The sequence below is a fragment of the Mucilaginibacter pedocola genome (genome assembly GCF_002013915.1).
Classification (GTDB): domain Bacteria; phylum Bacteroidota; class Bacteroidia; order Sphingobacteriales; family Sphingobacteriaceae; genus Mucilaginibacter; species Mucilaginibacter pedocola.
Genome location: NZ_MBTF01000023.1, coordinates 164801 through 188555 on the forward strand (window position 1 = coordinate 164801; position 23755 = coordinate 188555).

22 protein-coding genes are annotated in these 23755 nt (G+C 45.1%); 20 read left to right on the plus strand and 2 right to left on the minus strand.

Annotation, left to right across the window (positions count from 1 at the left end):
- Window positions 1-18 precede the first annotated feature (18 nt).
- From BC343_RS18245 to BC343_RS18265, 5 genes are all read left to right on the plus strand, one after another.
- Window positions 19-900 carry a rhomboid family protein gene (locus BC343_RS18245; RefSeq protein WP_078349229.1) on the plus strand — a complete coding sequence of 294 codons (882 nt, stop codon included), beginning with the start codon at window positions 19-21 and terminating at the stop codon, window positions 898-900.
- The gene (locus tag BC343_RS18250; protein WP_078349230.1) at window positions 890-1999 is read left to right on the plus strand and encodes an endonuclease/exonuclease/phosphatase family protein; all 1110 of its coding nucleotides are present in this window, start codon (window positions 890-892) and stop codon (window positions 1997-1999) included. Before BC343_RS18245 ends, BC343_RS18250 begins: the two co-directional genes overlap by 11 nt.
- A gap of 24 nt (window positions 2000-2023) precedes the next feature.
- A complete protein-coding gene (locus BC343_RS18255) occupies window positions 2024-2884 on the plus strand; it encodes an NAD-dependent epimerase/dehydratase family protein (protein ID WP_078349231.1) in 861 nt (286 codons plus the stop codon).
- A 288-nt stretch (window positions 2885-3172) separates the two neighbouring features.
- Entirely contained in the window at window positions 3173-4027 is an 855-nt protein-coding gene (locus BC343_RS18260) for a UDP-2,3-diacylglucosamine diphosphatase (protein WP_078349232.1), read from the plus strand.
- A 224-nt stretch (window positions 4028-4251) separates the two neighbouring features.
- Window positions 4252-5346: a hypothetical protein gene (locus tag BC343_RS18265; protein ID WP_078349233.1), complete on the plus strand. Its 1095-nt coding sequence runs from the start codon at window positions 4252-4254 to the stop codon at window positions 5344-5346.
- A gap of 92 nt (window positions 5347-5438) precedes the next feature.
- Here BC343_RS18265 and BC343_RS18270 read toward each other — a convergent pair whose 3' ends face one another.
- Together BC343_RS18270 and BC343_RS18275 are read right to left on the minus strand one after the other, a co-directional pair.
- Window positions 5439-6164, minus strand: coding sequence for an EcsC family protein (locus BC343_RS18270; protein WP_078349234.1), 726 nt, complete (start codon window positions 6162-6164; stop codon window positions 5439-5441).
- Between the two features lie 87 nt (window positions 6165-6251).
- A complete protein-coding gene (locus BC343_RS18275) occupies window positions 6252-8213 on the minus strand; it encodes a gliding motility-associated C-terminal domain-containing protein (protein WP_078349235.1) in 1962 nt (653 codons plus the stop codon).
- Between the two features lie 130 nt (window positions 8214-8343).
- On the opposite strand from BC343_RS18275, the gene BC343_RS18280 reads away from it, so the two are divergent.
- From BC343_RS18280 to BC343_RS18350, 15 genes are all read left to right on the plus strand, one after another.
- The gene (locus BC343_RS18280) at window positions 8344-8589 is read left to right on the plus strand and encodes a hypothetical protein (protein WP_078349236.1); all 246 of its coding nucleotides are present in this window, start codon (window positions 8344-8346) and stop codon (window positions 8587-8589) included.
- A 10-nt stretch (window positions 8590-8599) separates the two neighbouring features.
- Complete coding sequence (locus tag BC343_RS18285) at window positions 8600-10174, plus strand: tetratricopeptide repeat protein (protein WP_078349237.1); 1575 nt, start codon at window positions 8600-8602, stop codon at window positions 10172-10174.
- A 76-nt stretch (window positions 10175-10250) separates the two neighbouring features.
- Window positions 10251-11237, plus strand: a complete 987-nt coding sequence (locus BC343_RS18290) for a glycosyltransferase family protein (protein WP_078349238.1) — start codon at window positions 10251-10253, stop codon at window positions 11235-11237.
- Window positions 11238-11548: 311 nt separating this feature from the next.
- On the plus strand, window positions 11549-12535 hold the full coding sequence (locus BC343_RS18295) for a DUF6427 family protein (RefSeq protein ID WP_078349239.1): 987 nt from the start codon (window positions 11549-11551) through the stop codon (window positions 12533-12535).
- A gap of 45 nt (window positions 12536-12580) precedes the next feature.
- Window positions 12581-13273 carry a phosphoribosylformylglycinamidine synthase subunit PurQ gene (purQ, locus tag BC343_RS18300; protein ID WP_078349240.1) on the plus strand — a complete coding sequence of 231 codons (693 nt, stop codon included), beginning with the start codon at window positions 12581-12583 and terminating at the stop codon, window positions 13271-13273.
- Complete coding sequence (locus BC343_RS18305) at window positions 13274-14029, plus strand: type III pantothenate kinase (protein ID WP_078349241.1); 756 nt, start codon at window positions 13274-13276, stop codon at window positions 14027-14029.
- Window positions 14022-15338 carry a hypothetical protein gene (locus tag BC343_RS18310; protein WP_078349242.1) on the plus strand — a complete coding sequence of 439 codons (1317 nt, stop codon included), beginning with the start codon at window positions 14022-14024 and terminating at the stop codon, window positions 15336-15338. The genes BC343_RS18305 and BC343_RS18310 overlap by 8 nt, the downstream gene beginning before the upstream one ends.
- Window positions 15339-15348: 10 nt before the next feature.
- Window positions 15349-15924, plus strand: a complete 576-nt coding sequence (gene lptC / locus BC343_RS18315) for an LPS export ABC transporter periplasmic protein LptC (protein ID WP_078349243.1) — start codon at window positions 15349-15351, stop codon at window positions 15922-15924.
- 110 nt (window positions 15925-16034) lie between these two features.
- Window positions 16035-18128, plus strand: coding sequence for a peptidylprolyl isomerase (locus tag BC343_RS18320; RefSeq protein ID WP_262493402.1), 2094 nt, complete (start codon window positions 16035-16037; stop codon window positions 18126-18128).
- 84 nt (window positions 18129-18212) lie between these two features.
- Window positions 18213-18728 carry a DUF2480 family protein gene (locus BC343_RS18325; RefSeq protein ID WP_078349245.1) on the plus strand — a complete coding sequence of 172 codons (516 nt, stop codon included), beginning with the start codon at window positions 18213-18215 and terminating at the stop codon, window positions 18726-18728.
- 45 nt (window positions 18729-18773) lie between these two features.
- On the plus strand, window positions 18774-19550 hold the full coding sequence (locus tag BC343_RS18330; protein WP_078349246.1) for a DUF3108 domain-containing protein: 777 nt from the start codon (window positions 18774-18776) through the stop codon (window positions 19548-19550).
- A 2-nt stretch (window positions 19551-19552) separates the two neighbouring features.
- The gene (locus tag BC343_RS18335; protein WP_078349622.1) at window positions 19553-20116 is read left to right on the plus strand and encodes a DUF3109 family protein; all 564 of its coding nucleotides are present in this window, start codon (window positions 19553-19555) and stop codon (window positions 20114-20116) included.
- A 91-nt stretch (window positions 20117-20207) separates the two neighbouring features.
- Window positions 20208-21344 carry a GDP-mannose 4,6-dehydratase gene (gmd, locus tag BC343_RS18340; RefSeq protein ID WP_078349247.1) on the plus strand — a complete coding sequence of 379 codons (1137 nt, stop codon included), beginning with the start codon at window positions 20208-20210 and terminating at the stop codon, window positions 21342-21344.
- 24 nt (window positions 21345-21368) lie between these two features.
- On the plus strand, window positions 21369-22976 hold the full coding sequence (locus BC343_RS18345; RefSeq protein ID WP_078349248.1) for a gliding motility protein RemB: 1608 nt from the start codon (window positions 21369-21371) through the stop codon (window positions 22974-22976).
- Window positions 22977-23091: 115 nt separating this feature from the next.
- On the plus strand, window positions 23092-23733 hold the full coding sequence (locus tag BC343_RS18350) for a hypothetical protein (RefSeq protein ID WP_078349249.1): 642 nt from the start codon (window positions 23092-23094) through the stop codon (window positions 23731-23733).
- Window positions 23734-23755 lie beyond the last annotated feature (22 nt).

The following is a 23755-nucleotide window of genomic DNA, read 5'->3' on the forward strand; positions in this document are numbered from 1 at the left end:
TTATTGTAATCATAGCTTATGAACACGCTGTGGCGAGATATTCAGTATAAAATGTCCAGATCGGGCAATAAGATCAATTTGCTTATTGGTATAAACGTTATTGTTTATTTGGCTATCAATATCCCTTCGGTACTGCTTGGTTTGGTTACCCGTTTGGATAGCAACCCTATTATCGATTTTACACAAAAGTACCTGCTACTTCCCGCAGACCTCCGTACGCTGCTCTATCATTTCTGGACGCCCGTTACTTACATGTTTATGCACGCAGGTATTCTGCACATCCTTTTTAACATGCTTTGGCTGTATTGGATGGGGCAGATATTTGAAGAGTACCTGGGCAACAAGCGTACCATTGGCCTTTACCTGCTGGGTGGGCTAACCGGCGGCTTTTTGTTTGTAGCGGCGTATAATTTGCTACCTGCTTTCACCAGCATCAATGCCGCTTCGGGTGGTGTTATCGTTGGCGCATCGGCCAGTGTTATGGCGGTAATGGTGGCTACGGCAACTTTGCTGCCCGATCATACCATCTCGCTCATTATTATTGGCCCGGTAAAACTAAAATGGCTGGCCATATTTTATGTAGTTGTTGATTTTTTAAGCATTGCCGGCAGTAATGCAGGCGGCGAAATTGCCCACCTTGGCGGCGCGTTATTTGGCTTTGTATACATCAGGCAACTGCAAAAAGGTAACGACTGGATAGGCAGCATCAACAAAATGTTTCAGCCTAAACCTAAAATGAAAGTGGTAAGCTTTGAGCCTCAACAAAAAAAGAACAACAATTTGCCTCGGCAGGACGAAATAGACCGTATTTTAGACAAAATAAGTGCCTCGGGCTACGAAAGCCTGAGCAAACAGGAACGAGAGACCCTATCGCGGGCAAGCAACAATAATGAAGGATAAAAAAAGCTTAGGTTTTTTTGGTAAGATACTTTTGTGGATAAACTATGCATTGTGCGCCGCCCTGCTGCTTAGTTACCTTGCCCCCTATACCGATCCGCGCAATGCCTGGTTGATCGCTTTCTTTGGGTTGGCCTACCCGCCGCTGTTATTATTTAACGCCATTGCCGCCGTTTACTGGCTGCTGCGCAGAAAGCTGTATGCGCTGCTTTCCATCGTTTCCATCCTCATAGGTTATAACGTACTCTTCAACAATATTGGTTTCCGCGCTAAAAGCGAAGCCCCGTCTGCCCCAAGCGCCGATATGCTGAAGGTGATGACCTACAACGCCCACGATTTCAGGAAATACGGCGCCAATAACGATATATCTACCAAACACGAAATTTTAGAGCTGATTACTCAATATAACCCCGACATTATTGGCATACAGGAGTTTTATACCCGTAAGCGCGGCCAGTACGATATGATAGATTCGCTGAAGAAAATAATAGGCAGCGAATATTATTATTTTGAACCTTTTGACGTGAATTACGACCAGGCCTCGGGGATGGCAGTTTTTTCGCGTTACCCTATCTTCAATTTCGGGCTCATATCGCTTTCGGGTAAGGTAACGGGCAACCAGTGCTTGTTTGTTGATATTAAAAAAGGCGATAAAAAAATAAGGCTCTACAGCATGCACCTGCAATCGATAAAATTTGAGCCGGAGGATTATAAATATTTGGGCGAAGTATCTAAGCAGGGCAAAACCAATATGTCGGCCACCAAGCGCTTAGGCAGTAAATTAAAAATCGCATTTTTAAAACGTGCCGACCAGGTGTTTACCATTAAGGCTCACGCCAAGCAATGCCCTTACCCCTACATTTTTTCGGGCGATTTTAATGATACCCCTGCATCGTTCGCCATGAACGAAATGGCAAAGGGTATGAAGAATACCTTCCGCGAAAAAGGCTCGGGCCTGGGGCGAACCTACAATGGCGATTTCCCGAATTACCAGATAGATTATATTATGGCCAGCCAGCATTTTGATGTGCTGCAATACGATATCATCAAGAAAAAGCTATCCGACCATTATCCTGTTACGGCAACTTTACAGCTAAAGTAAGCGGCCTGTTATTTACGTTTGTTAATGAAAGTTTTAGTCACGGGTGCCTCGGGCAAATTGGGCTCGGTTACCGTACAACATCTTAGGGCGTATGGCCATCAGGTAACAGGTGCAGATGTGATAGCCTCGGCCCAGGCCAATACCCTACTTGATATACGCGACCGCGATGCCGTTGAGTCCGCATTGGCCAATGAGTACGATGCCGTTATCCATACCGCCGCTTACCACGGCCGGCATATGGATTTGCAGTATTCGCGCGAGGCTTTTATCCATACCAATATCCTCGGCACTTTAAACCTATTGAATGCCTGCGTAAAGTATGGCGTTAAAAAGTTTTTGTACACCAGCACAACCTCTATCTATGGCGAAGCCCTGGTAGATGCCGAAAAAGCCGTTTGGGTGGATGAATTGCTGCCCATACAGCCCCGCGATATTTACGACATTACCAAACAAACCACCGAACAGCTCTGCCGCGACTTTTTTTATAAAGAAGGGTTACAAACATCAGTATACCGTGTTGGCCGCTTTTTGCCCGAAGAAGATAACCTGCAAGCCAACCACCGCCTGTACCGCGGGCTGGATGAACGCGACGGAGCCGAAGCCCTGCGCCTGGCATTGGGCCGGGAGTTTAAAGATTTTGAGATATTCAATATCAGCAGCGGCTCGCCTTTTGGCAGGGGAGATGTGTTTGCACTCAAACATAATCCTGCAGAAGTTATCCTGAAATATTACCCCGAAGCTGCTGCCATTTATGCCGGTAACGGTTGGGTATTCCCCCAAAGTATTGATAGGGTTTATGTTTGCGATAAGGCAAAGAAACACTTAGGCTATATGCCCAAATTTACCTTCGAATACCTGCTGAATCGGGCTTTTGTGCGCTCCTGAAAAAATAATTGGTAGGCCCATGAAACCTTTTACATTTAACAGAGTCTTAACATACAGATAAACTGATAATCTGACATTTGTAAAAATATAGCGAGATGAATTTTGAATTTGCTTACCTGTTTATAGTGGGACTTTTGGTATTGCTCGGCGCGTTTTACCTGAGCCCCTACGAACTGAGCGTTAAAGAGGACGATGACGACGAATGATCGTTTTCCCCTCCAAACGAACTTGCTGTTTTTATACCGGTACAACGTGCCGGCTTGCATTGTAGCCCCGCAATACTAAGTAATGGCAAAAAGAGAAGTTGATATTGTAATTATATCTGATGTGCATTTGGGCACATATGGCTGCCACGCCAAAGAACTCCTGAAGTACCTGAAAAGCATTAAGCCAAAAATGCTTATCCTCAACGGCGATATTATTGATATTTGGCAGTTCAGTAAATCGTACTGGCCCGAAACCCACATGAAGGTGGTGCGCCGTATCCTGAAATTTGTTACCGAAGGCATCCCCGTGTATTACCTCACCGGTAACCACGACGAAATGCTGCGCAAATTCACCGATTTCGACCTCGGTACCTTCCAGCTCCTCAATAAAATAGTTTTAAATATCGATGGCAAAAAAGCCTGGATATTCCACGGCGACGTGTTCGATGTTACCATGCAGCACTCTAAATGGCTTGCTAAGTTGGGCGCCGTGGGGTACGATTCGCTTATCCTCATCAATAGCTTTGTAAACTGGTTTTTAACCGCCATTGGCAAACAAAAAATGAGTTTCTCGCAAAAGGTGAAGGCTAAGTTTAAAGATGCCGTAAAATTCATTAATGCCTTTGAACAAACCGCTGCTGACCTGGCCGTGGAGAAACAATACAGCTACGTAATTTGCGGGCACATACACCACGCCGAAATTCGCGAAATACAATCTACCGAAGGCAATGGCAGCGTGCTATACCTCAACAGCGGCGACTGGGTAGAAAGCCTTACCGCCTTAGAGTACCACAATAACAACTGGACCATCTTCAAATACACCCCCGAGGCCTTCCACACCGACACCGACGAAGAAGACCAAACCGACGCCGAAGACCTGGACGCCAAAATGGATGTGAATAAACTATTGGAGCGGTTTAGGCAGGAAGCGGAATAGGGAAGCTATACAGGCTGAAGTAAGCAAAATAGCCCGATAGTTTATAATTCAAAACAGCATCTGTAACTAACGTTATTTAAGTAATTTGCACAACTATGAGGAAGGCTTACTTACCCGGCTTATTGGCGTGCTTGCTTTTATTACAGCTTAGCGTGTACGGGCAAAGTATACCCGTACCATTTAGAGTAGGAGATAAATTTGGGATTGCTGATGAAAGTGGTCGAATGATTATCAAGCCTCAGTTTGATTGGGTAACCGTTAGCAACCTTAAACAAAAGGTGCTCGTCGGTTACAATCTAAAGGGCGGCACAGTTTTGTCGAGCCTTATTTATCAAAATAAGATATTGCTAAGTAACCTGCCATATAGCGAATACTTTTACACCAATGGTTTATTTGTAGCGGTTAAGTACAGCATTACCGACCCGACAAACTCAAACTTCAACGACCGTTTCGTTCAACGGGATGACCTGTTCACCGTAGATGGCAGAAAATTAATTGACGGGAATTTCAACGATATAACTCCTCTCGACGGCATAGAGGAAGAATCGCTTAGGCAAACGTTGGTAAGCACAACCGACTCTGCCTACAGGCAAAGTTTGTTTCTTTACGATAAAGTACTAAAGAAAATCGTTAAAACTTATTTTGCTAACAGCAAGTATGTAGAATTTACCAATAACGCATCGGTATATTATAAAAATAGGTCTTACACGTTTGTTTTCCTTGATGAAAAGGGCATAGGCCATCAGTTGGTGATAAAAAACGATGGCAAAGCCCTGCAAGTTGTAGTGAATAAGCCCGTAAATGTACCGCCACCACCACCGCGTCAACACTATTTTGACCAGGCTTTTGATTTTCCGGAAAGCGTTTTCGATAATAAGCTCACGCCCCCAACTGAAACCGGTTCTAAATTAATCAAATCGTATGAGCGGCGGGGGGCGTACTATTACAAACCGAAGGCTAAAGAACAGCTAAAAAATGGCTCTCAACTCTTAGGCAGTACAGCCCTTGTGTTTAAAGATGGAAAGATAGGACTTGAGGATAACGGCATATTGCGAATACCGGCGGTTTATGATGATATTTTACATGGCGATTTTGAAGGCGATAGCGGAGGCTACGTACTTCGGCAGGGCAATAAATATCAGCTTTACTATTACAGTAACGGTAAACCAATGGTGCTGCCTACCATATTTGATAAAATCCCGCTCTTAATAAGCGGTTATTTTGCTGCCGACGCGCCTCTGATAAAACTTTATGAGGATAACGGCGAGTTTTTTTGCTTCGCTAATAGCACCGGCAAATTATACTACAGTAAACAATAGGCACAACTGCTGCAGGGTTGCCATGATGCCTCTGCCGGTTACAAATTCACAGTGCGCGTAAGTTGTTTAAAGATTTTGCCGCCACTGCAATTCTATGAGTTCCGCAACACCCTCATCCTATAACAATTCATGGCCGCCTCGCCTAATTGTGCTATTAGTTTATAGTTAGCGATTGCCCCAACCGCTGCGCCTATTACGGGGATGAGTTGTGCTATTTTTGCCAGGTCGATGTAGTCGCGGTATTCTTGTTGGAAGGTGCGCCAGTCGAATTTTTCGGCGTCTTCCGGCAGTCCGGCGCTGTAATTGTCCCAATCTTGCAATATGCGGTAAACCTCGTTGCGGTGCTGCTGGCTGCTGTAAGTGAGTTGAAAAATATAGAGGATGTATAGCCGCTCTTTGTAATCCTTTACATCAAAACCATATAGCGATGCTATGTTGAACAACATCTTCATTTTTATAACGATCAACAGCGGGAAATCGGCAAGTCCCAATAGTATGCCGCCTGCCCCGGTAACCGCACCTTCTACCGTGGCGGTTTTTTGGTAGATGCTTATCTGCCATTGTACATGGCTTTCGCGCAGTTGCAAAGGGGCATCGGCAGGCAGCATTTCGCTTGCTGTATATTTTGCGCCGAACAGCACCGCCTTCACCATTTTTTCGATGGTTATGGTTATGGCCTTGTGTACTTTCTCGGGGATAAGGTTATTGAGCTTATCCTGCAAGCCCTTGGCCATACGGTTTACCAGCGATGGCTTCTTTTGCATCTTCTGCTGCCATTCGGCTAACTGTAACTGGGCCTGGTCGCGGTAACTGGGCATTGGGTACGATGTTTTGGTAATAGACTGTGCTTTAAAGCCTTTGTTACTATCAACAATATAAAAGCCCGCTTGTTGCAGCCAAGTGTGTTATCGTAATAAAGTTATCCAACCCGATACCGGCGGCAGGTTATCTTCCCTTAAATTGATAATGTAATAGTAAACACCGGCAGGTAGTTGTTTGCCGCCGCGCGTGCCATCCCAGGGTTTGGCGTAGCCGTTGCTTTGGTAAACGGGTTGGCCGTTTTTGGTGAAAATACTCACTTGTGCATGTGGGTAGGTGGCAATATTGTTAATGTTCCAGAGGTCGTTCACTCCATCATTATTGGGCGTAAAGGTATTTGCCGGGGCTATTTTTTTATAAACCCGCACGAACACATCACTTGTGCTTTCGCCGCAGGTGGTTGATATTACGTGCAGGGTGTAAGTTATGTTATCGGTAGCGCTTGTTATGGGATTTACCGATAAGGGGTTATCCAGAAATGTCGAAGGAGTCCAGTAGAGTTGTGCCAAATTATCAAAAGTGGCGGTACCCTGTAATTTTGCGGTGTCACCTTCCATCAGTTTAATATCCGGTCCGGCATCGGCAACGGGTAGGCGCCAAACTCTTACATAAACAGAATCTGAAGCAGAGCAACCGCCTGCGTTGCTCACCTCTAAATGGTAAGTAGTGGGCACGGCAGGGTTAGCCATGGGGTTGGCAATATCATCATGGTCAAGCCCGGTGGAGGGTGTCCACTTATAGGTGGTGGCATTGGTAGTTTGCGGTGTAAGCTGCACGGGCGTGCCGGCGCAGGTTTCTTTAGGTACCATAGGCTGCACAGTGGCGCGTTCGTATACAGTAACGGTGGTTTCGGCGTGGCTATCGCAGCCGTTGCTGGTAACCTTTACGTGGTAAACGCCATTATTAGCGGTTGTGGCATCTGTAGTAACAACAGGGTTGCGCGTATTGGCGGTAAAGCCGTTAGGCCCGGTCCATTCGTAGGTATCGCCGCCGCTGCTGTTTAGTTGCAATGTGCCGCCAACGCAAGCGCCTGTTGCACTCGCCAGCACAATGGTGGGTTCTGCATAAACATCAACCTCCAGCGGGTCGGAGTATATGCGACAGGCTTCAGAGCCTACCTTTTCTGCCCCCAATACACCTATGCGGTATAAGTATTTCCCGGCGCCCGAGGCGTTGATGGTTACGGTAGCACTTGCACCGGTTTTCCCCGGGATATCCTGCCAACCGTTACCGTCGTTTAAATTTTGCTGCCATTGTAACGATGGGTTGTTGTATTCCTGCGGATCGGCCACAAAGGTATATTGCAGCGTTTGGCCCCGGCAACCGCTGCGTGCGGTCATATCGCCGAGTGTACCAAATCCTACAGGTATTAACTGCCCGCAGGGGCTGAAGGTGATATCGTCCATGGCAAAATCGTTACCGGCACCTCCCGGGGCGTTGTTTATTAGTTTCACTATAAAATCGCTACCATCTGCCGGGGTGGTAAACAACGAGCCATATTGCACCCATTTGCCGGAGCCCCTCTCGGGCGGTATTACGCCGGTATTGGCTTCACCAAGTAATTGCCCGTCGAGCGTCTCCACCCTAAAAGTGATATCCGGTTGCGAAAAACCCTGGGTTTGTGGTATATCGCGCAGTATATTCATTATCCAGGCACCCAAATAATAAACCGAATTGGGGCATAACGCATTGCCCGATACACGCTGTGTATAAAACACATCGGGCTGGCTGCCGGCGTTTATCACCATAAAATAGCCATTGCCATCGCCGGTATGGTCTGCCGCTATAGTTTGCCAGGTGCCGCCCTTACACGATCCCATAAACGTTTGCAGCGTGTAAACGCCTTCGCCGCCGTTATCGCCGCCGCAGTTATCGTTATAATACCTCAGGTTGGTTAGCCCGGTTGCCAGTGCCGGGCCCGGTGCGCTGGTTGTGCCCCGGCCAAAAGTTTCGTTTATAGCGGGTGCACCCAGGCTACCTGTACACTTTTGGGCATAACAGGGCAATCCGAATAAAAGGACTATCAGCAATAAAAATATAGGGCGCATGAATTGGGTGGTGGTGCAGGGGCACTCGGGTAAATGTAGGTAATGTTAGGCATCGCACAAAGGCATCAGTAAGCAAATTTGCATTTCGGCTTACGACGAAGTATATTAGCCTTACTTAAACCTAACAACCATGGAGTATAAAAATATCATTTACGGACTGCTTGTATTGGCGCTTGTCTTGGCAATAATTTTTAAAGACAAGGTAAAAGCCAGCTTTATGGGTATGAAGTTGAACGCCGAGAACGGTAGCAGGCGAAATAAACTTGATATTGATGGTAAAAATAACAAGGTAAAGCAAGGAAGCGGCTCAAGCAAAACTCCCGCAAACAATACCGCCAAAGTACGGGGCGAGGATCATGATGTAGAACAAAATTGATTCAGTATTAATGAGCTTCATCCAATACAATTCTGTAAAAATTGATGGCGACAACAATTTGGTGCTCCAATTGGTTGACGGCGGCAATTTGCGGATAGCTTTAAATGAGTTCATCGATAAATTTACCCACGAAAAAGATCAGAGAATAAAGGAATTACAGGACGCTTTGTTTGACAAAAGTAAAGTTGTAATGCTTACTGAAGAAAGGGTATCCACTCTGGCTGCTGAACTGGATCGTGTTACCAAAGAGCGCGATTCTCTATCTGTCCAGATAACAAAAATTATTGAAGACTTTTCTCAAAAGGATATTGCAGCAAGTAACGAACTTTACAAACAGGCGTTTAATTTGTTCATTAATGCAAAGCTGGATGAAGCGTTAGCTTTGCTTAGCGAAGCTCGTTTGCAAGACGAATTGCTGCTTATACAGCAAAGAGAGGAGGTTTCTAAACGGGAACGCCGAAACCTTGCCGATAATTATTTACTACGTGCGGAAATGCTGAAATTGAAGTTTGATTTTGAGGAGGCGAGCGAATGTTTTAAATCTGCGTCATTGATATGTTCCGAATGGAAATATAAGTTAGAGGCTGGTAATTTTTTTAAGTTTGTTAATCAGTTTGATAAAGCTGAGCTTTATTTTAACGAAGCTCTAAGTCAGTCCGATTACCCGGAAGAAAAAGCAATTGCGTTGAACAATCTCGCCGTTTTGCAAAGCCAAGCAAACGAATATAATAAAGCTACAGAGAACTTTACCCAAGCTCTCGCACTTTATCGGCAACTGGCGACGTTAAACCCGGAAATGTTTCTCAAGGATATTGCGACCACATTGCAAAATCTAGCCAACGTGCAAAGTAATATGCAAGAATACGAAAAGGCGGAAATTAATTATAAAGAATCAATTTCCCTAAGCAGGCAACTTGAATCAACTTATCCCGGTAGTTACTTAAACCAATTAGCAGCCACTTTAAATAATTATGCCACATTACAAAAAAATAGAAATGCATACGATATAGCAGAGGTGAATTACGCCGAGGCTTTAAGCATTCGCACTAAACTAGCTACAGAAAATCCTCAAACTTTCTTGCCAGATCTTGCAACGACACTAAATAACATTGGCAATTTAAACAGCAACAGGAGTCAACATGTTCAAGCTGAAGCTAATTATAATAGGGCACTTGCCATACGCAGACAACTGGCCGCAGAAAATCCACAAACCTATCTTCCTGATGTTGCGATGACATTGAACAATCTTGCCAATTCGCAAAGATTTCGAAATGACTATACCATGGCTTATTCCGGTTATGAAGAGGCTCTTATAATTCGCAGACATTTGGCGACAGTAAATCCGAAAGTTTTTTTACCGGATGTCGCGATGACGCTAGTCAATATGGCAACGCTCTATAGTTATGTGAATATTTTTCAAAATCGTGAAAAAGCGCTTAAGTGCTCTATGGAAGCAATAACGATTGCACTGCAATTCTCCGAGTTTATGCCGTTATGCGAAAAATATATACAAATTTCATGTAGGGTACTCACCCACTGGGGCGAAGATACCGAAGCCTTCCTCGATTCCATAAAATCTAAATAGTCACTTTACCTGTATTTCACCTTTTAATAATCTGCAATAAACTTTTCTTTACTAAATTGCCCGCTATTACACGCTTATGAAAATATTGTTTGGTATACAGGGTACAGGCAACGGGCACATTAGCCGCGCCCGCGAAATTGTCCCCCTGTTGCAGCAATATGGCGAGGTCGACCTGGTAGTAAGCGGCACCGAAGCCGAAGTAAGCTTGAGCCAGCCGCTTGCCCACAAATTCCACGGCTTTAGTTTTGTATTCGGCAAAAATGGCGGGGTTGATAACTGGGCCACCTATAAGCTCATGAACCTGCGCCAGCTTTATAAAGATATGCACAGCCTGCCGCTGGCACAGTACGATCTGGTTATAAACGATTTTGAACCAGTTACCGCCTGGGCTTGCCGGCTGCAAAAAGTACCGAGCGTTTCGCTTAGCCACCAATGCTCGTTTGTATCGCCAAAAACGCCGCGCCCCAAAAGCTGGGACTGGGCCGAATGGCTTTTTAAATATTACTCGCCCACTACGTACCACATCGGTTTCCACTTTGAGCGGTACGATGATTTTATACACACACCAGTTATCCGCAGCGATATCCGCAAAATGGAAACCAGTAACCTGGGGCATTATACCGTATACCTGCCTGCCTACAGCGATAAAACCCTGCTGAAGCATTTAAGCGGTACCGATGCCGAGTGGCATGTATTTTCAAAACGTACCAAAACGGCCTATCGCGAGGGCAACGTGCATATATTTCCGGTGAATAACGATGGCTTTAACAAAAGCCTGGCAAGTTGCACCGGCCTGCTCAGCGGTGGTGGCTTCGAGGGGCCTGCCGAGGCATTGTTCCTTGGAAAAAAGGTGATGATGATACCCATGAAGGGCCAGTACGAACAGCAATGCAACGCCCTATCGGCATCGCGCCTGGGCGTAAGCGTAGTAAGTACCATTACCGATAGCTTCCGTTCGGAAGTGAATAACTGGCTTGCAGATGATAGGCGTATCAACGTAGACTTCCCCGACGAAACCGCAAAAATTGTGGACGATATGGTGAAGAAGTATGCGAGATGGTAAATACTAATTGTCATTCTGAGCGATAGCGAAGAATCTATTAGCCACAATGCACTAACGCCGATGCAAATCGACTAACAGATGCTTCGTCCCTCAGCATGACAAACGGAGAGGATAAACCCTAATTGTCATTCCGAAGCGAAGCGACGAGGAATCTTGTTAAGTTATGAATGAACGCTATGCATCTCCGCTTTGCATTCCTGCTTTGCATGTACCGTAAGATTTCTCTTTCGCCGCATCACACCAACCTATCACACCGCTCAATCGAAATGACATAATTGTTTAAATTTCTGCTAATTTTGCGGCCACATACCATGGTCAATATCTTCAAGGTTTACAACCCGCTTAATATATTTTGGCTTGCCATTTTGCTTTATGGCCTGCGTATCGGCTATATAGTGCAGGTGCCCGATAAGGTGGAGTTTATTATGGTGGAGCCCTTTGCACGTCTGCTGATACCCGTTGCCTACGAGTATGCCTTTTCGCCTGTTTTAAATGTGTTTTTGGCCGGCGTGCTGGTTTTGGGGCAGGCGGTATTGGTAAACTATATGGTTAACCACTTTAACCTGCTGGGCAAGCCCACGTTTTTACCCGCGCTAATGTATGTAACCGTAACGGCGTTGTTTATGCCTTTTATGGTATTGAGCGCACCGTTGATGTGTAATTTCCTGCTGATATGGATGCTGTTCAAGCTGTTCAGCTTTTATAAAAGCGAAGATGCCAAATCAACCGCTTATGACTTGGGGATGATCGTAGCCATCGGCTCATTGATCTATTTTCCCTATATTTTTATGTTCCTGGCTATTTGGATAGCGCTTGTTATATTCAAGCCCTTCAACTGGCGCGAATGGGTTTCGGGCATATTGGGCTACGCTACGGTGTTCTTCTTTTTAGCCGTGCTGTATTACCTCAACGGCAGGCTGGGCCGCTTTTACGACATTTGGACGCCGCTTGGTACCAAATTCCCCAACAGCATCCATATCGATTATCTCGACTACCTGGTACTTATCCCCGTTATCATCATCATTGCCCTTTACTTTGTAAAACTGCAGCAAAACTTCTTAAAAAGCTATGTGCATGTGCGCAAATCGTTTCAGTTGCTGTTTATTATGTTTGTGGTGGCAGGGCTATCGGTATACATCCGCAGCACCTTCAACGTAAACCATTTTTTATTGTGTGCGGTGCCTGCAGCGGTGTTTTTTAGCTATTATTTTGTACACGCTACCACCCGCTGGTTTTACGAAAGCCTGTATTTACTCCTGCTTATCAGCATTGTATATTTTCAGTTTAACACTTTTTAACTTTTACATTCGTCCATATTTCAGCCGATATGTTAGTTTTGTAGCATGAAATTTGGCGTAGTAATATTTCCCGGATCCAATTGCGATGAAGATATCATCCACGTTTTGCAAAATGTAATGGGCCAGCAGGTGGTTAGGCTTTGGCATAAAGACCACGACCTGCAAGGTGCCGAGTTTATTGTTTTGCCGGGCGGCTTCTCTTTTGGCGACTACCTGCGCAGTGGCGCAATAGCACGTTTTTCGCCTATTATGCAGGAGGTTATACAGTTCGCTGCTAAAGGTGGCAAGGTGCTGGGTATCTGCAACGGTTTCCAGATACTGGCCGAGGCCGGGCTGGTACCGGGAGCATTGCTGCACAACAAAAACCGCAAATTTATTTGCCGCAATATTTATTTAAAACCGCAAACGGCCAACTCGCTGGTTACCCGCCAGCTTGATCCTGAGCGTGCTTTAAAAATACCTATTGCCCACGGCGAAGGCAATTATTTTGCTGATGCTGATGTACTAAAAGCTATCAACGATAACGACCAGGTGTTGTTCCGCTATTGCGACGAAGCCGGTAACATTACCGACGAAAGCAACCCTAACGGTTCGTTAGAAAACATTGCCGGTGTTTGCAATGCCGAACGCAACGTATTTGGTTTTATGCCGCACCCAGAGCGTGCCGCCGAAGGTTTGGTAGGTAACGAAGATGGTGTGCTGATATTTGAATCGATACTGGCACTGGCCAGAGCCTAAATGGTTGCACTGGTTATTGATATTGGCAACACCTTAACAAAAATTGCCGTTTTTAATGGCGACGAAATGCTGGAGGTGCAGCAGTATCCCGAAGTAACCAGGATAGCGTTGGCGGAGTTTTGTAGTTTGTACTTACCCGATGCAGTTATCGTTTCTACAGTAAAAAATGCAGAAAGACACATTTGGGAAGATGCTCTGGCTGCGTTTACTATCAATTGCAGCATTACAGCTTTTGATAGCAGCACACCTACAGGTATAAACAACCACTATAAAACCCCTAAAACACTTGGTGCCGATAGGCTTGCTGCCGTTGTTGGCGCGCACCACCTATACCCTAATGCCGCCAATATTATCATAGGCGGCGGCACCGCTATCACTTACGATTATGTAGACGCCGGGGCTAATTATTTTGGCGGTAGTATATCGCCGGGGCTTAAAATGCGTTATAAAGCCTTAAATCAGTTCACGGGCGCGCTGCCGCTGATAGAGGTTGATGAAAATTTTGAGGCAGCGTATGGTGATGATACCGCTTCGGCCATCACATCGGGCGTGCAAAACGGAATAAAATATGAGCTTACGGGCTTCATAAACGAGTATATAAAAACACAGCAGGCGTACAATATCATACTAAGCGGGGGCGATAGTATTTTCTTTGATACGCTGCTAAAAAATAGCATCTTTGCCCCCTATATAAAAATTGAGCCTTACCTGGTTCTCAAAGGATTAAACGCAGCTATACAAAAGCATAATGATTAGATTTTTAAGGCCCATACTTATACTTTCGCTCGTTGCATCGGCGCTTGGCGCAAATGCACAATCTACTGCCACTACAAGTTCTCCGTATTCGAGGTATGGCCTGGGCGACCTTAGCCCTACAGTATTGCCCCAGCAGGCAGCCATGGGTGGTATAGGTGCTGCTATCAATAAAATAAACAACTTCAACTACGTTAACTTTTTAAACCCGGCATCGTACTCAACCATCAACTACACCATTATTGATGCCGGTATAGCAAGCAATATCAATACACTCAGCAAAACCGGGTTCACCAACCAAACCAATAGCAGTTTCAGGCTTAGCCATATTGTGTTTGCCATGCCTGTTTCAAAGCGTTCGGCCATTAGCTTCGGGTTAATGCCCTACAGCGAACTGGGTTATAATTACCGCCAAACCAAAAGCAATTTTGGCAGCGGCTTGCCGGCTGATACTAATGCGGTTAATTACCTGTATAGCGGCGATGGCGGTTTATCTAAATTTTACATGGGTTACGGTGTGCGTATTGGTAAGCATTTATCAGTAGGTGCAAACGCAGCATACATATTTGGTAACTTAAAAGAAACTCAATCTACCGAGGTGCCCGATCTGTTTGGTACACTCAACTCAAGGGTAGAAGAAGGCAACGCTATAAACGGTTTCAACTACGATTACGGCGCACAATACAGCTTCGATTTTTCGGCCCGCAAGCACCTCGTGTTTGGTTATTCAGCTTCGGCAAAATCAAAACTGAATACGCAAAATAGGTATATTGTAAGTAGCTACTTTTCCGAAAGCGGCGACGAAGGCGTAGCTACCGACAGTTTAGTAAACCGCACCGATGCCAGCGCAAAACTTACCCTGCCGCAGGTGCAACACTTTGGCGTAAGTTATCAATTTGATGGGCACTACCTTTTTGGTGTTGATTATACCATGGGTAACTGGAGCCAACTGGAAATAGCCGGTGTAAATAAAGGCCTGAAAAACAGCCGCACCTGGAATATTGGTGGCCAGATAACGCCTAATGCCAACTCGTTATCAAATTACTTTGCCCGTGTAGATTACCGCTTTGGTTTTATTTACGATAATACCTACCTAAATGTGAATAATACTAATATTAAGCGCTATGCAGGTACTTTTGGTATTGGCTTGCCGCTACCACGTAACAACAGCGCCTTTTACAAAATAAACTTAGGTGCCGAATACGGCCAACGCGGTACGGTAGCTAACGGGTTGGTGAAAGAAAACTACATAAACCTGCGTTTGTCATTCACGCTAAACGACCTTTGGTTTATCAAATACCGTTACGATTAATACGCCACGCATGGCAAAAAAACTTCATATTTCAACTACACTCATAACCGCATTATTTGCGGTTATGCTTTTTAGTGCCTGCGAGAACGATATAAACAAAATACAGGAGATAGCCGCTGCTGATGCCACAAAACCCATTCAGCGTACAACCGACCTTGATGTTATTTTCAGCGATTCGGCACTGGTGAAGTTCAGGTTGCGGTCGCCGCTGTTTATTGAGTATCAGGTGAAAGAGCCTTACAGTACCATGCCAAAAGGGGTAAAAATCACATCCTTGGATAAAGATGCCAAAGAGAACGGTAACATTGTTTCCGATTCGGCCTGCATGCGTAACAACAATAAACTTATCGAATTTTATAAGAATGTTGTTGCTACTAATTCTGAGGGTACAGTGTATAAATCAGAAGAACTGATTTGGGACCAGAACAAAAAAATTTACTACTCAAACAAGCCCGTAGAGATGACCAAAGTTGGCGGCGATATTATGCGCGGTACCAGTTTTACCAGCGATGATAAACTACAGCACCCCATCTTTCAAAACTCTACAGCGGTTATTCACGTTAATGGCGACGCTGTTTCGCAATAATTAAACAAATTAGATACGCAAAAAATTGTATTATAGAATTTTAGTAAAAGTTGTATCTTGCGCCTCTTTTTTGGAGAACTATAAAATAGATTAAGAGTTATATGGGTATCATGGGTTATTTGCGGGACCGAATGGGGACAATTCTCGCAGTTTTTATCGGATTGGCTTTAGTTGCCTTTATAGCAGGCGAAGTTATCAAGTCCGGAAGTTCAATTTTTAAAGATAGCGCTACCGAAATTGGCGAAATAAACGGCACCGCTATCAGCTATGCCGATTTCAACAGGAGGCTGGAAGTATCTACCGAGCAGTTTAAACAACAGTCGGGCCAGAGCATTTCTCCGCAAATTACCAACTATTTGCAGGAAACTACCTGGAACCAGTTTTTAACTGACGGCTTGCTAAGCAAAGAAATTGAGAAACTGGGCATCACTGTTGGCGAAGCCGAAACACAAGCCATGATAAGCGGCCCAACCCCCGATCCGCAAATTGCTCAACAATTCACTAACCAGCAAACCGGCCAGTTTGACCGTGCCCGCCTTAACCAGTTTTTGCAATACTTGCAAACTGCTAAAGCCGATACTGCACAGCTAAAAGCCTGGGGTAACTTTGTTACCGAGTTGATAAAAGACAAAAAAAGGCAAAAATACCTGGCTGCCGTTACAACCGGTTTATACGTAAACTCGTTGGATGCGCAGGACGATTACCAGGCTAAAAACAAACTGGCTAACTTTAAATACGTGGTGTTGGATTACGCATCGATCCCCGATAATAAAGTTACCATTAGCGATGAAGACTACAGCGCATACTACAACGAGCACAAGGCTCTGTTTAAAAACAAACAAGAGTTGCGCAACTTCGATTACGTAACCTTCAACGCTGCCCCTTCAAAAGAAGATAGCATTGCAATAAAAGGCCAGGTAGAAAAATTAGCTGCCGACCTGAAAGCCTCTACCAACGATTCGTTGTTTGTACAGGTAAACTCAGAAACCAAAACACCTATCGCTTACCGCAAAAAAGGCCAGTTAGAGCCTCAGCTGGATTCGGTAATGTTTGCCGCAGCCCCGGGTTTTGTTTATGGCCCGTACTTATCAAATGGCAGCTACAAAATTGCTAAACTGGTTTCGGCTACTATCAGCCCCGATTCGGTTAAAGCACGCCACATATTGATTAACCCTGCTACCGAAGGTGGTTTGGATAAAGCAATGGCTAAAGGCGATTCAATTAAAAAACTTATTGCCGGTGGCAAATCATTTGCCGAATTGGCCAACACCTTCTCGATAGATAAAAATGCCAACGCAAAAGGCGGCGATTTAGGCACCTTTGCCCGCGGCATGATGATACCTGCCTTTGACGATGTAGTGTTTGATGCTAAAAAAGGCGAGATAAAAGTATTTGCTACCCAGTTTGGTGTACACGTTGTGGAGATTGAGAACCTGATAGGTTCATCAAAAGTGGTGAAAGTAGCCCAGGTTGATAAACCTTTGGAGGCAAGCCAAAAAACACAAAACGAAGCATACAACAAAGCGCAGGCTTTCCTGGCATCGCTTAGCGGCAACAGCTTTGCAGCGCAAGCTAAAAAAGCAGGCCTTACCATTAAAACTGCAGATAACGTAGTAGGCACACAAGCTGTATTACCTGGCCTTGACGGCGCACGCGCTTTAGTAAGGTGGGCATACAAAGCCGATGTGGGCGATTTCTCTGAAGAGGTTTACCCAATTGGCGACCAATATGTAGTGGCCACCCTTACCCAAATAAACCCAATTGGCTACTTAAGCCTCGATGCTGTTAAAAAACAAATTGAGCCGGCCGTAAGGATCGAGGTAAAAGGCAAACAACTTACCGAGAAACTGCAGGCAGCTTTGGGTGGCAATATCGATCAGGTTGCTCAAAAAACTGGCGGTAAAGTGGTGCCGGTACAAAACGTAGTATTTGCTAACCCGGTTATGCCAGGTTCGGGCCCGGAGTATAAAGTTATCGGTGGTATCTTCGGTTCGCAGCCGGGCAAGCTTTCTAAGCCGGTAGTTGGTACACAAGGTGTTTATGTATACGCTTTGGATAGCTTTGTTAATCCTCCGGCTTTAACCAACGCAGTGCGCGAGAAACAAACCCTTGGCGCTGCCCTTGCGCAACGTGCCGATGGCGCTGTGCTTGAAGCCTTGAAAGATAAGGCGAATGTAAAAGATAACCGCGCTAAGTTCTTATAAGCTAATTTTAAAGTAATTTTGCATCCGGCAAGGGCCTTAAAACCTTTGCCGGATTTTTTTTGCTTTACATTACGGTTTACAACCATGGAGATACAGGAAAACATAGTAAACAAAGTTGCGCTTAGCGGGCTGGTAACGCTCGACCCCGCGCAGTTTTACCTGCCCGGCGAAAGGGTGGTGTATGATATAAAAGATAATTTGTTCCACGGGCTAATGCTGCGCGAGAAGGATTTCCGCGAGTTTGTAAAAGGGCACGATTGGGCACAATACCAGGATAAGTATGTAGCCATTACCTGCACGGCCGATGCTATTGTACCTGCCTGGGCCTATATGCTATTGGCCAACCGTATGGCGCCCTATGCCAAAGATGTGGTTTTTGGCGATGCCGAAGTGCTTGAAACCGTTTTGTTTGCCAAACAAATGGAAACCCTTGATGCCGAACAATACCGCGACCAAAGGCTCGTTATAAAGGGCTGTGGCGATATACCGGTACCGGTGTCGGCTTATGTAGAACTGGCAAAAAAACTTACGCCTGTTGCAAAAAGCCTGATGTTTGGCGAGCCATGCTCTACCGTGCCTATATACAAGCGCCGCGATTAAACCCTTTACGCAGAAGCGCGTCAATAGGGCAAACGCAAACCCCGAATGAAGAAATATTATATAGCGCTGTTATTGCTCACTTGCTTTGCCGGTGCTTATGCACAGGAGGCCGAGAAAACCGAAGAGGTGGCTTTTCAGGCGGGTGAACAAATAACCTATAAATTAAAGTACGGCATATTTTCTGCGGCCGAAACTACCATTAAGGTAGAGAACAGCGAGCAGAAGTTTTTTGGGAAGCCCGCGCTGCGCATACATGCCGTAGCCAACACGCTGGGTACTTTCAATTTGTTATTCAAGGTGCGTAACCAGTACCAAACGTTTATAGATCCGCATACGCTGCTGCCTTATTATTATTCGGAAGAACGGAAAGAGGGAGGCTACAAACATGCCGATAAAGTAACGTTTGACCATACTACGGGCACCATATCGGCAAATAGCGGTAAATACCCCTACAGCGGCAATGTATTCGATTTCCTGTCGGCATATTACTTTGCCCGTAATGTGGATGTATCAGGCCTGAAGATAAACGATAAGCTGGATATGCGCTATTTTTTGGAGGACGGCATACATACGCTTACCATAACTTATTTGGGTAAAGAGCAGGTAAAATGCGGGCTGGGTACCTTCAACTGTTTAAAGTTTAACCCAACAATTATCCCGGGGCGTATATTTCGCAAAAATAGTAAGCTATATTTGTGGATTACTGACGATAAGAACCGAATACCGGTAAAAGCCCATGTAGAATTAATAGTGGGCAGCCTGGTGATGGACCTTACGCAGGCAAGCGGGCTTAAATATGCCCTAAATCCGGTGAAGAAATAATGATGATAGAAGTAGGGAGTGTTTTACTGCACGAGGATGTGGTAAAAGAAAATTTTGTATGCAACTTAAACAAGTGCAAAGGCGCGTGCTGCCTCGAGGGCGATTCGGGTGCGCCGCTAAACCACGATGAGCTGGGCATACTGGAAGAGATTTACCCCAAAGTAAAACCTTACATGACGGCCAAGGGCATTGCCACCATAGAAAGAGAAGGCACCCACGTAACCGATTTTGAGGGCGACTATACCACCCCCTGCGTAGATACCAATAAAGAGTGCGCTTACGTAACCTGGGAAAACGGCATAACCAAATGTGCTATTGAGAAAGCCTACGAAGAAGGCGTTATCAGTTGGCAAAAACCTATATCGTGCCATCTGTACCCCATACGCATAACCAACTACCCCGAGTTTGATGTATTGAACTACGACCGCTGGAGCATTTGCAGCCCGGCATGCAGTTTTGGTAAAGAGCTCAAAGTATCGGTACACGAGTTTTTAAAGGGGCCGCTCATCCGTAAATACGGCGAGGAATGGTATCGCGAACTGGAGGATACAGTTGCGGGAATTTAAAATATTCGCAGGTTTGTAGTTAAGCTTTTAGGTTCTATTTCGATTATTTTGGTAATATTGCAATAAATAATTGCTTATCTAATAATCGTTAATGAAAAAAGCACTAATAACAGGTATAACTGGTCAGGACGGCGCATACTTAGCTGAATTTTTGTTAAAAAAAGGTTACGAGGTACATGGCGTTAAACGCCGCTCGTCGTCTTTTAATACCGATAGGATAGACCACCTATACCACGACCCGCACGAAAAAGGCGTTAAGCTGCACCTTCATTACGGCGATCTTACCGACTCAACGGCCCTTATCAGGCTGATACAGGAAATTCAACCCGACGAAATTTATAACCTTGGTGCGCAAAGCCACGTTAAGGTGAGCTTTGATACACCGGAGTATACCGCCAATGCCGATGGTATTGGGGTATTGCGTATATTAGAGGCAATACGTTTGCTGGGCCTTACTCAAAAAACCCGCATTTACCAGGCCTCTACTTCTGAGCTTTATGGTTTGGTACAAGCCGTTCCGCAAAGCGAAACCACGCCGTTTTACCCGCGTTCACCTTATGCAGTAGCAAAACTTTACGGCTACTGGATAATTGTGAACTACCGCGAAGCTTATGGTATGTATGCCTGCAACGGTATATTGTTTAACCACGAGAGCCCTATACGGGGAGAAACTTTCGTAACCCGTAAAATTACACGTGCCGTTGCCAAAATATCCTTAGGGTTACAGGGCTGCCTTTACGTGGGTAACTTAGGCGCACAACGCGACTGGGGCCACGCTAAAGACTATATAGCCGCAATGTGGCTGATGCTGCAGCAAGATAAGCCTGAAGATTATGTTATAGCTACCGGCGTAACTACAACCGTGCGCGACTTCATCAAAATGTCGTTCCACGAATTGGGTATCAACGTAGAATTTAGCGGCAAAGATGAGAACGAAAAAGGCGTTATCATAGATGTTGACCAGGCTAAAGTACAAGCGCTGGGCTTAAACTACGCTGCATTACACTCGGGCCAAACAGTAGTAAAGGTTGACCCTAAATACTTCAGGCCTACTGAGGTTGATTTGCTGATAGGCGACCCTACAAAATCGAAAAAACAATTGGGTTGGGAGCCGAAATACGACCTGCAAGCCCTGGTTACCGACATGGTACAATCAGACCTTGACCTGGCCAAAAAAGACGAGCATTTGAAAAAAGGCGGTTACAAAACACTCAATTATTTCGAATAGCATTTATTGATACCCCGGCATTATATGAAGAAACTTCTAATCAGCAGTGTTGTATTACTGGCTACTATGGGTGCTGCGAAGGCGCAATCGGTTTACCAGCCCTATAACTTCCAGTTTTACCAAAAGCTGGATGCCGAGGTATATTCTACCAAAACAAGGGTTCACTCGTCCATGAAACCCTTTTATTCGGACAATCCGCTGCTGAAGGCTAAGTTTGATTCGATTTTGAATTACGGTGTGGTTAAGGATGGCGCCTATGCCAAAATTTTTAACGAGCACCTCATAGATTCTAAAAGCTCGGATGCTACTTTTTATGCCGACCTGCTGCCTGATTTTAATATTGGCCGCGATTTTAGCGGTAAAAAAACTACCTATTACAACTCGTTGGGTTTGCAAATAGGCGGTACTGCAGGTAGCAAGTTCAGCTACAGTATTGAAGGTTACCTCAACAGCATGAAAGCCCCCGACTACCTGGATACTTACATCAGTCAGGTAGGCATAGTGCCCGGGATGGCTTACGCCAGAAGGGTTAACGGAAAAGCGGATGTTTACAACTGGAGTTATATAACCGCTACAGCATCGTACTCCCCTTATAAATTTATTAACCTGAGCATAGGGCGCGATAAAACTTTTATTGGCGATGGCTACCGTTCGGTGTTTTTATCAGATAACTCGTCGCCTGCGCCGTTCTTCCGTGTAACTGCCGATGTGGGTAACGTAAAATACATGGCCATGTGGGCCATGTACCACGACCCTGCCAACACCAGCAGCATAGGGCAGGACCGTACCAAGTTTGGCGTTTTCCACTATCTGGATTGGAATGTGAGCAACCGCCTTTCGTTCGGTTTCTTCGATTCGGTTATATGGGCCAGTAAAGATGAAACCGGGCACCAGCGCGGGTTCGATTTTGCATACATCAACCCCTTTATATTCCTGAGGCCTGTTGAGGCATCAAGCGGCTCGCCCGATAATGCTTTGATAGGGCTTACCAGCAAGTATAAAGTTGTTGACGGGCTTACGCTGTACGGGCAATTTGGGTTGGATGAATTTGAATCGAAAAACTTTTTCCATAACCCGGGTAACTACCGCAACAAGTTTGCATGGCAATTGGGCCTACGTGGTGCCGACCTGTTTGGTGTTAAAAACCTAAACTACCTTGCCGAAACCAGCACAGCCAGGCCGTATACTTATTCAGAGCGTTCATCAATTATCAACTACACCGCTAATAGCGAAATGCTGGCACACCCGTTTGGTGCCAACTTCCGCGAGTATGTAGGTTTGCTTAACTACGCCTACAAACGCTTCAACTTTATGGGTGAGGCCGATTACGGCCACTACGGTTTGGATATAAATAACCTTAACTACGGTAAAAACCCTTTCTTAAATTACCAAAACCCTGCTAAGGTTGATGGTAACTACATTGGCCAGGGCCTAACCACCAATATGATTTACCTGCAGGGCAAAGTAGCCTTTTTACTAAACCCCAAATACAACCTGAGGCTCGAGTTGGGCGGCATTTACCGCAGCGAGAAAAACGACGAGTTTCATGATAAAACGGGTATGATCACCTTCGGTATCCGCAGCTCTTTCCGCGATTTGCATAGCGATATAGTAAGCTTTAAATCGCATTAATTTATTTCATAGTGGGCGTTGTAATCAAGGCTTTTTTCTTATCATTGTGATAGAAATGCGATTCCCTATTAGTCGCATTTTAAAAGAAAACTTGAACCTTATTTGATTAAACTCCATGAAGAAAATTCTACTTTTTGCGGTCGTATGCCTATTCGGCCTGAATGCCCATGCGCAATTTGAAAGTGCAAAACAAATTTACGAAAGCCCAAAACTGAAAGATGCGGTAAAAACGCATAAGCTTGTGGCTATTCTCCCGTTTAATGTTAAAATCTCTTACAAAAAGCCGCCTAAGAATTTTGATGCTGCCAGCAATCACGAGCAGGAACTAAAAATGGGCAAAAATATCCAGTCGAGTATGTACACATACCTCCTTAGAAAGGCTGATAACTATTCGGTAAGTTTTCAGGATGTAGAAAAAACCAATGTGCTGTTAAATAGGGCAAAGTATTCTGATAGTATAGAAATACATACCAAGGATGAAATAGCTAAAGTATTGGGAGTTGATGCCGTAATTTTTGGCACCTATAATCAGGAGAGCACAAAATCAGAGACTGGTGCCATTGTTACTACCGTATTATTTGGCTTTGGGGGCAAAACAGGTGAAGGCGGTATTACCATGCAAATTTGCGATGGTGCCGATGGCGAGATGCTTTGGCGTTACACCAAAAGGATGAACGAGGATCTGTTCTCTTCAACAGACGATGTTATTGAGCGGCAGATGAGAAAGATATCCCGCAACTTTCCTTATTCAAAATAACTTTAACGTACATAAATACAAA